This window comes from Niastella koreensis GR20-10, assembly GCF_000246855.1.
GTDB classification, from domain to species: Bacteria; Bacteroidota; Bacteroidia; order Chitinophagales; family Chitinophagaceae; genus Niastella; species Niastella koreensis.
Window position 1 is genome coordinate 6991599 of record NC_016609.1, and the last position, 12877, is coordinate 7004475.

The 12877-nt window shown below is 45.5% G+C and carries 7 protein-coding genes and 1 tRNA gene; 6 read left to right on the top strand and 2 right to left on the bottom strand.

The window, feature by feature from the left end:
* Positions 1–104: 104 nt before the first annotated feature.
* Complete coding sequence (locus NIAKO_RS27585) at positions 105–2333, bottom strand: RelA/SpoT family protein (protein WP_014221747.1); 2229 nt, start codon at positions 2331–2333, stop codon at positions 105–107.
* 87 nt (positions 2334–2420) lie between these two features.
* Here NIAKO_RS27585 and NIAKO_RS27590 point away from each other — a divergent pair.
* From NIAKO_RS27590 to tig, 4 genes are all read left to right on the top strand, one after another.
* Positions 2421–2502: transfer RNA gene (locus NIAKO_RS27590), tRNA-Leu, on the top strand.
* 136 nt (positions 2503–2638) lie between these two features.
* Positions 2639–3274, top strand: coding sequence for a hypothetical protein (locus tag NIAKO_RS37960; protein WP_014221748.1), 636 nt, complete (start codon positions 2639–2641; stop codon positions 3272–3274).
* Positions 3275–3384: 110 nt separating this feature from the next.
* Complete coding sequence (locus NIAKO_RS27600) at positions 3385–4206, top strand: universal stress protein (protein WP_014221749.1); 822 nt, start codon at positions 3385–3387, stop codon at positions 4204–4206.
* 78 nt (positions 4207–4284) lie between these two features.
* Complete coding sequence (gene tig, locus NIAKO_RS27605) at positions 4285–5664, top strand: trigger factor (RefSeq protein WP_014221750.1); 1380 nt, start codon at positions 4285–4287, stop codon at positions 5662–5664.
* Positions 5665–5995: 331 nt separating this feature from the next.
* Here the strand turns inward: tig and NIAKO_RS27610 are convergent, their stop codons facing one another.
* On the bottom strand, positions 5996–6301 hold the full coding sequence (locus tag NIAKO_RS27610) for an ArsR/SmtB family transcription factor (RefSeq protein WP_014221751.1): 306 nt from the start codon (positions 6299–6301) through the stop codon (positions 5996–5998).
* 260 nt (positions 6302–6561) lie between these two features.
* On the opposite strand from NIAKO_RS27610, the gene NIAKO_RS27615 reads away from it, so the two are divergent.
* Together NIAKO_RS27615 and NIAKO_RS27620 are read left to right on the top strand one after the other, a co-directional pair.
* On the top strand, positions 6562–11874 hold the full coding sequence (locus NIAKO_RS27615; protein WP_014221752.1) for a S8 family serine peptidase: 5313 nt from the start codon (positions 6562–6564) through the stop codon (positions 11872–11874).
* Positions 11875–11972: 98 nt separating this feature from the next.
* Positions 11973–12860 carry a DMT family transporter gene (locus NIAKO_RS27620; protein WP_014221753.1) on the top strand — a complete coding sequence of 296 codons (888 nt, stop codon included), beginning with the start codon at positions 11973–11975 and terminating at the stop codon, positions 12858–12860.
* Positions 12861–12877: the final 17 nt, after the last annotated feature.

Below are 12877 nucleotides of genomic sequence, written 5' to 3' on the forward strand. Positions count from 1 at the left end.
GATTTCGTGATTTCGGAATTACAAAATAAGGACCAAGATTTAGAAATTTTTAAATTTCAGCGATATAAATCTCAAAATCTTTAAATCCCCCAAATCCGAAATGGCTATTGCTGTTCTGTATCGTACCTGTCAACTGTTTCAATACCAGGCAGTTTCTTCAGGCTATTTACCAAATCATCCAGTTCTTCTTTATCGTGCACATACACCCTGATGTTCCCATGGAACAAACCTTCCCGGGCCTCAATAGTCATGGCGTTGATATTGATCTTCATTTCGCCTGATATTAAATTGGTGATCTTGTGAATGACACCCACATCATCCAGCCCTACTATTTTTAAACCCGTAAGGAATGAGATCTCTTTATTTTTTGCCCATTTTGTTTTTACAACCCGGTGTCCGTAATTGGCCAGCAAACGGGCCGCATTGGGACAATTGGTGCGGTGAATGGTCAACCCCTTGCCGGTACTTACAAACCCAAACACGTCGTCGCCAGGAATAGGCTTACAACAGTTAGCCAGGGTATACATGATCTTGTCGCTGCTTTCGCCAAAGATGATGAGCTCTGCATCTTTTTTGGGCATCGCCTGTATATGATCGGGCTTTACTTCTGGACGAATAGGCTTGGGCGGCTCCAGCTTATCGCCCAGTACATGAAACTCGCTCAGCTCCTTCAGGTCAATTGACTTTACAGAGATCTGGTAATACAGATCGAGCGGTGAAGGCAACTTGTAAAAAGTAGCCAGGATATCTACATTATGCTGATTGAAGGCCGCGCCCATATTCTCCAGTTTGCGCTGCAACACATATTTGCCCTCATCGGCCACCTTTCTTTTTTCATCCTTTAAAGCATCTTTGATCTTGCTCTTTGCCTTGGCAGTAACCACAATATTCAGCCAGTCTTCATTTGGCTTTTGTTTGCTGGAGGTAATGATCTCTACCTGGTCGCCGCTGCGCAGCTTATGACTAAGAGGAACCAGCTTGTGGTTTATTTTGGCGCCAATACATTGCGAGCCCACCACACTGTGGATGGCAAAGGCAAAGTCAAGCGCCGTACTGTCAACCGGCAGCATTTTTACATCGCCCTTGGGCGTGTACACATATATTTCCTCAGCCAGGAAGCTGGTTTTGAAATCGTGTAAGAAATCAATGGAGTCGCTGTCCTGGTTATTGAGCACTTCGCGTATTTGCTGGAACCATTTATCGAAGCGGTTCTCATCGGCTGTACCTTCTTTATATTTCCAGTGCGCAGCTAATCCTTTCTCGGCAATCTCGTTCATGCGCCGCGTGCGTACCTGAATTTCTACCCATTTTCCCTGTGGGCCCATCACGGTGGTGTGCAGCGCTTCGTACCCGTTCGATTTGGGATTGCTCAGCCAGTCGCGCAGGCGCTCAGGACTGGGTGTATATTCATCGGTGATTACAGAATAAACTTTCCAGCAACCTTCTTTTTCCTGTTCCAGGGGAATATCCAGGATAACCCGGATGGCAAACAGATCGTATACTTCCTCAAAAGCCACCCCTTTCTTTTTCATCTTGTTCCAGATGGAGTGAATGCTTTTTGGCCGGCCGTATATTTCAAACTGATAACCGGTTTTATCCAGCTTTTCCTTGATAGGCTTTATAAATTCATTGATATACCGCGACCGTTCCCGTTTGGTTTCTGCCAGTTTACGGGCAATTTCTTTATAGGCTTCCGGCTCCAGGTACTTCATGGCCAGGTCTTCCAGCTCGGTCTTAATATTATATAAGCCCATGCGGTGCGAAAGCGGCGCATATACATACACTGTTTCAGAAGCTATCTTTAATTGCTTTTCCCGCTTCATACTGTCGAGCGTACGCATGTTATGCAGGCGATCGGCCAGTTTAATAAGAATAACGCGGGGATCGTCGGTGAGGGTAAGTAAGATCTTTTTAAAATTCTCTGCCTGCGCCGAGGCATTGACGTCAATAATATTGGAGATCTTCGTCAATCCATCCACAATGCGGGCTATTTCAGTTCCGAATTCCCGTTCAATATCTTCCAGGGTTACATCGGTATCTTCAACGGTATCGTGTAGCAGCGAACATATAGTAGAACGTACACCCAGGCCAATCTCCTCAATGCCTATGCGGGCAACGGCCAGGGGATGTAGAATATAGGGTTCACCACTTTTCCGGCGCATGGTTTTATGCGCTTCGGCGGCCATTTCAAATGCGCGGCGCAGTAATTCTTTATCACCCGGTTTTAATTTGGGTTTTAAAACGCGTAACAGAGCCCGGTATTCACGGAGTATTAGCTTTTTTTCCTGCTCTTCATTCAAATTATATTTCGGTATCACAGCAACAGAATCCATAGTTAACGAATTTACGTAAAAATGCCCTATGTTTGCAACCCCAAAACAGTTCGGGGTTCAAAACAAAGAACTAACAAACGTTTAAGAGCGCATGTGGTGAAATTGGTAGACACGTCAGACTTAGGATCTGATGCCGCGAGGTATGGGGGTTCGAGTCCCTCCATGCGCACTCCGCTAAAAGCGTCCCGATAAATGGGGACGCTTTTTTATTAAATTCAATTAATTTATATCTTTTTAAAGGCATAAGGGAAAATAAAGGACAGGCTGTTTTTACTACAAAACCTTTATCAGTAAACTTTGTTTTCATGAAAAAGCTCTTAACCATTACTACGCTTTTCTTTCCCGCGCTTTTATTTGCCCAGCAAAAGACCGGCGGTTTTATTAAAGAACATCTTTTTGTAAAAGCTTCTCCAACCCTGTTTATTCCGGTACATGGTAACCTTACCCCCGCCGCATTGGGAACAATAGGCCTTAAATACAACAAATATATAGCCCTGGGTATCAGTGGCGGCTATTTTACTTATAACCAGGAAACAAAAACGGTTATACCATGGGGGGCAGAACTTACTGTCACCAATTTTAAAGCCCAAAAGATAGCCCCCATCTTAACAGTTCAGTTATTCAGACCTGCTAATTATGAAAAAACAGAGGCTGCCAATTGGCAAACTCCTTACACAAATTCTGTCGGTGGCATTTCTTATGAAGATCATAATGAGAACGTTCATACCACCGGAAAATCCCTGTTTTCTGTGGCAGCAGGCGCATTAATTCCTATATGTAGCCATAAACTGGCGTTCACTGCAGGCTTTTCGCAGCTTACGTTTAAAAAGGATATTTTCAAGGGCTGGTATAACCCCTCTTTGGGCCGTGGCGTAAAAGACTCGCAAGTAACTTTTCAGAATATTCTCATGGCTAACATAAGCCTGTCGTTTATTTTTTAGCAGCTGTCAGCCGAAAGCGGAGAGGTGACAAAAGTCATTTGTAGTACAGGTTTTTATCATCCGGAGCATTGGGAAACTTGCTAACTTTATACAGCCTTAATACTTTGTGTATGAATACCATCCTTTTAGCGGTGGATTTTTCGCCCGCATCCCGCAATGCAGCTGTATTTGCAGCAGAATTGGCAAAATTGTTACATACCCGGTTACTCCTCTTCCATGCCTACATGCTCCCCACTCCTATTAGTGAGGTGCCCTATGCCATGGTTACGGTTGATAACCTGCAAAAAGAAAACGAGGACCAAATAAAAAAGGAAGCAGACTGGATCCATGACAACTACGGACTGGAGGTTGAATGGCTGGTGCGCATTGGCATTGCCTCCGACGAAATAAAAACCCTCACCAAAGAAAAAGAAATAGGGCTTATTGTAATGGGCATGAAGGGCGCCGGCGGTCTTGACAAGATCATTGGCAGTACCACCACAAATGTTTCCCGGAAAGTAAAAACACCCGTACTGGTGGTGCCCCACAATGCCAGCTATAGCCCGGTAAAACATATTACATATGCCAGCGATTTCACCTATAAAACCAGCACCCGGCTGTTTAACCCGCTGCTGGAACTGACCCGCGCCTTTGGGGCTAAAACACATATCTTATTTGTACGGCAAAATCATGGCGGTAAATCCGACCAGGAGCTAACCGGCCGGAAAAGCAGTGAAATTATTTTTGAGGGCGTTGACCATGAATATGTTATTATCGAGGAACCCGCTGTAAATCAGGCAATTAGCAAATATTTACAACAACATTCCAGCGAAATGCTGGTGATGGTAGCCCATAAACATACCTTCCTGGAAAGGGTTTTTTCTAAAAATCACACCACCGCAATGGCCTACGAAACCCATGTTCCCCTGCTAATTTTGCAGGATAAAGATTAACGGGCAATATCCGCCCCTATTCGTTTTGACCGATTTCACCGTTTGCCTTACCTTTGCAACCCAATTTAAAAAAAGACTATGGCAACAGTTACCAGAGAGAATATCGGACTGCTTAATGATAAGATTACCATTAAAGTAGCCGGTGCAGATTATCTGCCTTCTTTTGAAAAAGCACTCAAAAATTATAGCAAACAAGCCAATATACCTGGTTTCCGGAAAGGCATGGTACCCACTGGCATGATTAAAAAAATGCATGGCCAGTCAGTATTTGCTGATGAGGTTATCAGAACTGTAGAGAAACAACTCGGCGATTACATGCAAAGCGAAAAGCTGGAGATCTTCGCCCAGCCTTTACCACTTGCTACCGAAACTGCTCCAAAATTAGACATGAACAACCCCACCGAGTATGTGTTTGATTTTGAAGTAGGGTTGAAACCTGCGTTCAGCGTGGCCGACCTGTCTAAAGAAAAAATGACCCGCAATAAAGTAACGGTAACTGATGAGATGATCAATGAAGAAGTGAACCGCTTACAGGTGCGTCATGGCAAACTGGCTGACCGCGATGCAGTTTCTGAAGATGACAACGTACTGAACGTAACCTTCACTGAAACAGATGCCAACGGTAATGTAATTGAAGGTGGTATTGTTAAAGACAATTCTTTCCTGTTAAAATACTTTGCTGAGCCTGTACGCAGCACCCTTACCGGTAAGAAAAAAGACGACGTGTTCAACATTCAGTTAAACAAAGCCTTCGACGAAAAAGAAAGAGAATGGGTACTGAGCGATCTCGGCCTCGACAAACACGACGAAGCTGCTGCTGCAAAATTCTTCAACGTAACCATCACCAAAGTTGGTCTGGTTGAAAAAGCAGAACTGAACGAAGAAACTTTCAAAGCCATCTATCCCAAAAAAGACATCAAGACTGAGGCTGAATTCCGCAATGAAATAAAAGAGGAAATTCAGAGCTACTGGGATAAACAAACAAAGAATCATTTACAGCACGAGATTTACCACGTGTTGGTTGACCATACCAAGATCGAGTTCCCTGAATCATTCCTGAAACGCTGGATGCAAACCGGTGGCGAACAACCTAAAACCCAGGAAGAAGTGGAACATGAATTCCCTACATTCGTAAATCAGCTGAAATGGACCCTGATCACCGATCAACTGGTGCAGGAGAACAACATCGAAGTTAAGAACGAAGACATCGAAGCTTTTGCAAAACAACAGTTATTCGGTTATATGGGCATGAACATGCAGGACGAAGAGCAACCCTGGATTGCTGAATACATCACCCGCATGATGAAAGACCGTAAGTTCGTTGAAGATGCTTACCACCGTATTCAAACCGAGAAAGTGTTTGACCTGGTTGAAACAAAAGTAAACGCTATTGAAAAGCCGGTAACTGTAGAAGAGTTCACTAAAGAAGCAGAGAAACATCAGCATCACCAGCATTAGTAGATTGGAATTTTTTAAAAATAAAAAAGCCTGGAATTTGATTCCGGGCTTTTTGTTTATTCAGAGTCAAGGCAGAGGGCAGTAGGCAGTGGGAATACAGCTGCAAGCTACAAGCCACAAACTGCAGGCAGAAAGCCGAAATCCGCCGGCTGGCGGATGAAAGCAAATACACTTCCGGATTTTGGCTGTAGCCTTTAACCTTTTTAGCTTTTACCAGTATCTTGTATTCCCCTTTATCAACTATATCAACTTCGTCAACCCTATCAACCTCCTACTTCTTACCTCAAATTCTCACTTTAATCTCTTGTCAACGCGTTAACCTGTCAACCTGTTAACTCCCCTCCAAAAAACTTCCCAGCGCATCCAGCTTCTCATTCCAGAACCGGTTATACTGCTTAATCCACTCCGCTACCTCCTTCAACCGGTTAAAGTCAATTGCACAAAAGCGTTCCCGCCCCTGTTGTTTTATCACAACCAGGCCACATTCCGTCAGGATCTTTATGTGTTTTGAAATAGCAGGCCTGCTAATTTCAAAATTCTCAGCCACCCCGTTTAAAGTAAGGGTTTTATTGGCCAGCAAGCCAATGATCTCCCGCCGGGTGGGGTCGGCAATAGCCTGAAAAACATCACGACGCATATAATTGATTTATGTAACTACCCGGTTGCAAAATTATGTGTAACTACCCGGTTAACAATGGGGTTTGGGTACAGGGAATTATATATCGCAAACGGTGGAAATCTTTAGCGCCGAAACAACACATAACAGCCTGATTAAAAGAACTTTATATAATTTCCAACCCAATAATAAACGCCTCGTATTTCCGTTTATAAGAGATATCTTTTTGAGTCCGTTAATCCAATACGCTGAGAACCACTATCCTATTAAAATACCCTTGAATGAAATACCCTTTACTCGCAGCTTTTTCGCTGTTCGTATCCCTGAAGACGTCGGCCCAGGAGATCATCCGGCCTGTTCAGTTAAAAAGCGGCGCCCTCACCACCAGCAAAAATCTTCGCAACGATGTTCACCTTACCGATTCCCTTAACAAACATCACTTCAGGAACCGGTATTATGCGCTGATCCAGTTTAACAAACTACCTACTGCGGAAGAACGTCAGCGCCTGGCGCAGGAAGGTGTTTTATTATACAATTACATTCCCAATAATTCCTTTTTAGCTGAAATAAACGACCGGCTCGCTCCCGATCAGCTTAAAAAGAATACCATCGCCAGCATTTTCACCCTGGAGGCCAAAAACAAAATTTCCCCGGCCCTGCAAAAGCAACTGGGTGCATCCATGCACGATCCTGATAAACTGATAGCAGTAAGCTTTTATGGAAACATCGATAAAGCCACTGCTATTGCAGAATTAACCCAGGCAGGCGCCCAGATCAGGAACACCAAAATACAACCGGCCCATGTTGTTTTTATAGATGCTACGGCAGCTGTGGTTCAAAAAATAGCAGGCCTGCCCTTCGTTGCTTACATCAGCAGCCAGCATATGAAACCGGTTCCCCTCAATTACAATAACCGCAACGCTTCCGGCCTTGATATTTTAGGCTATGCCGGGGGACGTAATCTTCAGGGAGCCGGTGTAACGCTTGGAATTGGCGATGAAGGGGATGCCAGTACCCATATTGATAATTCAGTGCATCTTATAAACAGGAACCAGTCAGTGCCCACCTTTCATGGTACCCATGTTGTAGGCACCCTGGCCGGAGCAGGTATTGTAAACCCCAGGTTTAAAGGCATGGCGCCTAAAGCAACGGTTATTGGCCAGTATTTTAGCGATATCATCGTGAACTCACCCTACTACGTAGCCGATTACGATATGGTAATCACCAGCAACTCCTATTATTCCTCATCAAATGGTTGTGTGGGTGAGGGTGAATACGACGTAATGAGTAGTTATATAGATAACCTCACCAATACCAACCCCACTCTGTTGCACGTATTTGCAGCAGGCAATGATGGCGCACTTGCCTGTTCGCCCTACCCTTTGCAATATGCCACCGTAAAATCAGGTTTTCAAACCGGTAAGAACGTTTTGACGGTAGGCGCCATTGACAACACTTTCTCCGCTAATACTTATGTCACTGCGGGTTTTTCAAGTGGCGGCCCCGTTGATGATGGCCGGTTAAAACCAGAAATAGTTGCAGGCGGATATGGCATCAATTCAACTACCCTGAATAATACATACGGCACTGATTACGGAACCAGTATGGCTGCCCCAACTGTGGCCGGCGCTATGGGCCTGTTATACGAACGTTACCGCCAGTTACACAGCGGCGCCAACCCCACTGCCGTATTAATAAAAGCCGTGGCTTGTAATGGCGCTGATGACCTTGGCAATCCCGGGCCCGACTTTATTTATGGTTTCGGTCATTTGAATGCGGTTAACGCAGTGGAAGCATTGGAAAACAATACCTACTTCACCGGTGTAACAAACAATGGCGGATCCCAAACCTTTACCATAACCGGCGTACCAGCCGGTACCGCGCAACTTAAAGTATTATTAAACTGGAATGATCCGGCAGCCGCCGCTTATGCATCCACCACCCTGGTAAACAACCTTGACCTTACAGTTACTGCTCCCGGTGCAATCATTCATCGTCCACTGATACTTGACCCGTCCTCAGCCAACGTAACCAATGTAGCCGTAGAAGGCGTAGATAGCCGGAACAATATTGAACAGGTGATTATCAATAATCCACCGGCCGGCAATTTCACGGTTACGGTTAATGGCACCAATGTGCCTGAGGGACCGCAGGATTATGTAGTAGCTTACCAGGTTATTGCGCCTGAAGTAAAAGTTATTTCACCCTATACTGCCGACACCTGGGTTTCCGGCGGCACCGACTACATTCGCTGGAGCGCTACCGACCCCAACACCAATACCTTTACAATTGAAATCTCTACTGATAACGGAGCTACCTGGACAACCATCAGCAACAATGTTCCTGCCACCGACCGGAGTTACTTTTATGCCGCTCCCTACCTGGGTACCGAAAATGCTTTGATAAGAATAAGCCGTAACGGAACTTCTTATACAGCCGTTGGCGGCAGGTTCACCATTTTATCACAGCCTACCCTAACCCTGGCCAACGCCTGTACAGGCTATGTTGATATGAGCTGGCCCGCAGCGGCTTTTGCTACCAGTTATGATATTATGCAATTAAAAGGCAGTGACCTGGTGGTTGTAGCCAATACTACAGCTACCAATTATACCCTGGGAGGCCTTAATAAAGACAGCACTTACTGGCTCACCGTACGCTCCGTACTGAATTCATCACCCGGGCGCCGGGCCGTTGCCAAAAGTATAATCCCCACAGGCGGCGCGTGTGCCTCGCCTACTTACGATAATGACCTTACTCCCGACCTGCTGGTAGCGCCGGTTACCGGCCGCAGGTTCACCAACTCACAATTAGGCATCAGTGCTCCGCAGGTGCGGATTAAAAATGCAGGTTCAGTTGCTACATCGGGAACGTTCAATGTTACCTACCAGGTAAACGGTGGAACACCTGTAACAGAAGCCACTACCCAAACCATTGCCGCCAACAGCACTTATACTTATACATTTGCATCCACCTACGATTTCTCGGTAGAAGGAACATATACCATCAAGGCCTGGGTTGACTTTAGCAGCGATCCCTCGCACCTGAACGATACCCTTACCAGAGTAGTGAAGAATTTAAGAAACGACCCCATCCTGTTAAGCCCTTCTTATACCGAAGGATTTGAAACTGCCGCTTCGCAAAGCTATACCAATGGCACCCGGGGCTTTACCGGCCTCGACCGTTGCGATTTCTTTGCCAGCACCAGTAATGGCCGGGCCCGTCCCTTTGTAAATACGGGTATGGCAAGAACCGGTAACCGCGCCATAACACTCGATCAAATAATGTACAACGGCGTTATGCAGGCCGATACCCTGATCACAACTTTTAACCTGGGCAACTACACCAGCGGCCAGCAGTTATGGCTCTCGTTCTATGTTCAGAACCAGGGTGTCGATTTCTCGGCCCCTAATAATAAAGTTTGGATCCGTGGCAGTGAAAACGATGCCTGGGTACCCGTGTATACCCTTCCCATCAATACCACCGATTTCGGCATCTACCGTGCAGCTACCCCGGTTAATATCACCGAAACCCTGGCCAATGCTTCGCCGGCCCAAACGGTAAGCAGCAGCTTCCAGGTTAAATTTGGCGAACAGGGTTACCGCTCCACCAACTCGGTTATTATCGATGGCAACCTCGATGATGGTTATACGTTCGACGATGTAACCATTACCATGACCACAGATGATGTAACCACCAGGCAATTGATAGCTCCATCAACAGGCAATATATGCGCCCTCAGTGCTACAGAACCAGTAACAGTGCAGGTAAAAAATTACAGCACCGGAACACTTAACAATGTGCCTGTTTCGTACCAGGTTGATAATGGCCCTGTAATTACGGAAACCATTCCAACCTTAACCGCAGGCCAGGTATTGAATTATACATTTACACAAACCGCCAACCTGGCAAGCTATAAAGCTTACACGTTAAAAACATATGTAGACTATCCAACCGATACCTACCGGGCAAACGATACCATCACCACCAGCTTTTTAACCAAACCGCTTATTACCAGCTTCCCTTACCTCGAAGGCTTTGAAAGCAATAATGGCAACTGGTATACCGGCGGCATCAACAGCAGCTGGCAATGGGGCACACCCGCTAAAACAATCATTAACAAGGCCGCCAACGGAACCAAAGCATGGGTTACCAATTTAACCGGGAACTATAATAACAATGAATATTCGTACCTGTACTCACCCTGCTTTGACCTGAGCGGACTAACCCAACCCGTGTTTTCATTCAGTCACATCTTCCGTACTGAAGACGATTGTACCTGTGACTTCCATTGGGTTGAATACAGCATTGATGGACAGACCTGGTACAGACTGGGTAGTACCACCGGCGGCACCAGCTGGTTTGATAATATTACCTACCAGGCCTTTAAAATCTCAAACCCTACCTGGCATGTATCGAGCTATAACATTCCTACGCATGGCACCACCGTTCGTTTCAGGATAGCTATGTATGCCGACCCCGGGGTTACCTACGAAGGGGTAGGCATAGACGATGTGCATATATTTGATAAAGCCCCCATTTACAGCGGGCCCAGCATCACCAGCGGTTTAACACAGGCAGTTAGTGGCACCGGCTGGACGCACTTCAATGCAGGCGGCAACCGGGTAGTATCAATAAATCCACATGGACAAAACCTGGGCAATACAGATGTGCGCGTATACTTCAACACCGGCGCTGTGCGTAACGATTCAATTCAATATTATCTCGATAGAAATATTGTAGTGCAACCTGCCAACGCCCCAATATCACCCGTAAGCGTACGTTATTATTTCCTGGATACAGAAGCAAAGAACCTTATAAACGCTACCGGTTGCAGCACCTGTACTACTATTCAGGATGCCTATGCTGCCGGGGTAACTCAATACAGCTATGCGCCATTGGAAGAAAATGGCAGCCTTACTGATAACTTAAGTGGCGCCTATTCATACGTAGCTCCTGCCAACGTTGATATAATACCATACGACAACGGTTATTATGCCGAATACCAGGTAAACCATTTCTCTGAATTCTGGATCAACAGTGCCGGACCTATACCAAACCAGGCATTGCCAACGGAGATGGGCATGTTCATCGTTGTAAGAAACAACGCAGCCGCCCTGTTACAATGGACAACGAGACAGGAAGGCATTACCAGCGAATTCACTATTGAAAGAAGTACCGATGGCAGCCAGTACGAGGCAATTGGTTCTGTACCTGCAACCGGCAACACCACAATGACAACCAAATACACGTTTACCGATAAACAAATGGCTACCGGTATTAACTACTATCGCATAAAAACAGTGGATAAAGATGGTAAGTATACCTATTCACATATACGTACCCTCTCTTATCCCGACAAGGATCTCATCATCACCCTGCAGCCAAACCCCACCGTAAAAGGAACAGTATATGTTAATACCTCGGTAAACTGTAGCCGTATTGAAGTGCGGGATGCTATTGGCCGCCTTATTAAAACAGTAAATGTAAATGGCACCTACATCCCCGTGGATGTTCGCCCGTTAAATAAAGGCATGTATTTTATTACTGTAGTAACCGACAATGGTTCTAAAGTAGAGAAGCTGTTTGTTGAATAATAGCTATCATCAATTAGCATAATACACAAAGCGGGTACGAAGCTATATTTCGTATCCGCTTTTTTCTTTAGTATTTTTGCCATCCAAAAAATCAAGCATTGAATAACAGGAAATCGGCAGGCTGGTTATGGTTTTTAACAGGAATAGGGTTTTCGATACTATGGCCTTCTGCCGCAGTAGCTACCAAATTTGGCTTGCAGGTGGCACAACCTTTTGTGATCTGTATTACGCGCTTTTTTATTGCCGGTTTGTTAATGCTGATTATTTCTCATGGCATCTTACGCAAACGGCTTCCGCAAAAACACGAATGGAAACAATTAGCCATCTATGGCTTGCTGAATATTTCACTGTACCTGGGCATTTATGTACTGGCCATGCAACATGTATCTGCCGGGTTAGGCTCACTGGCCATTGCCACCAACCCGGTGCTCATCAGCCTGATGGCTACGGTGATCTTTGGTCATCGCCTCCGGTTGGTTACCATCACCAGCCTGGTGCTGTGTATGTGCGGTGTATTACTGGCTGCCTGGCCTTTATTTAAACACAGTTTTGCCACACCCGGCGGCATCAGTCTGTTAATGCTTTGCATGATCATTTATTCAGCCGGAGTTATTTACTTCTCCAAACAAAACTGGGAAAACCTGCACATCCTTACCATCAATGGATGGCAAACCCTGTTGGGCGGAATATTTTTATTACCGGTTGCGATTGCCACATATGACAAAACAAAAAATGTCTGGGGTTTTAAAATGCTGGCGCCAGTGCTTTGGCTGGCCATCCCCGTATCTGTCATTGGCGTTCAACTGTGGTTATACCTGTTGAGAGACAATGCCGTAAAAGCTTCTTTCTGGTTATTCCTTTGCCCGGTATTCGGTTTCATCATTGCCAGTGTTATGATGCAGGAACCCATTGGCATTTTTACTGTTGCCGGCATGCTATTGACTTTAGCGGGCTTGTACCTTGTTCAGAAGTATAAATCCGAATAACAAATAGCTGTTTTTCT

Excerpts from the sequence above, each read along its gene's own strand:
- NIAKO_RS37960 (WP_014221748.1), top strand. The coding sequence starts at position 2,639 with ATGAAAAAGCTCTTAACCATTACTACGCTTTTCTTTCCCGCGCTTTTA.
- NIAKO_RS27600 (WP_014221749.1), top strand. The coding sequence starts at position 3,385 with ATGAATACCATCCTTTTAGCGGTGGATTTTTCGCCCGCATCCCGCAAT.
- tig (WP_014221750.1), top strand. The coding sequence starts at position 4,285 with ATGGCAACAGTTACCAGAGAGAATATCGGACTGCTTAATGATAAGATT.
- NIAKO_RS27585 (WP_014221747.1), bottom strand. The coding sequence starts at position 2,333 with ATGGATTCTGTTGCTGTGATACCGAAATATAATTTGAATGAAGAGCAG.
- NIAKO_RS27615 (WP_014221752.1), top strand. The coding sequence starts at position 6,562 with ATGAAATACCCTTTACTCGCAGCTTTTTCGCTGTTCGTATCCCTGAAG.
- NIAKO_RS27610 (WP_014221751.1), bottom strand. The coding sequence starts at position 6,301 with ATGCGTCGTGATGTTTTTCAGGCTATTGCCGACCCCACCCGGCGGGAG.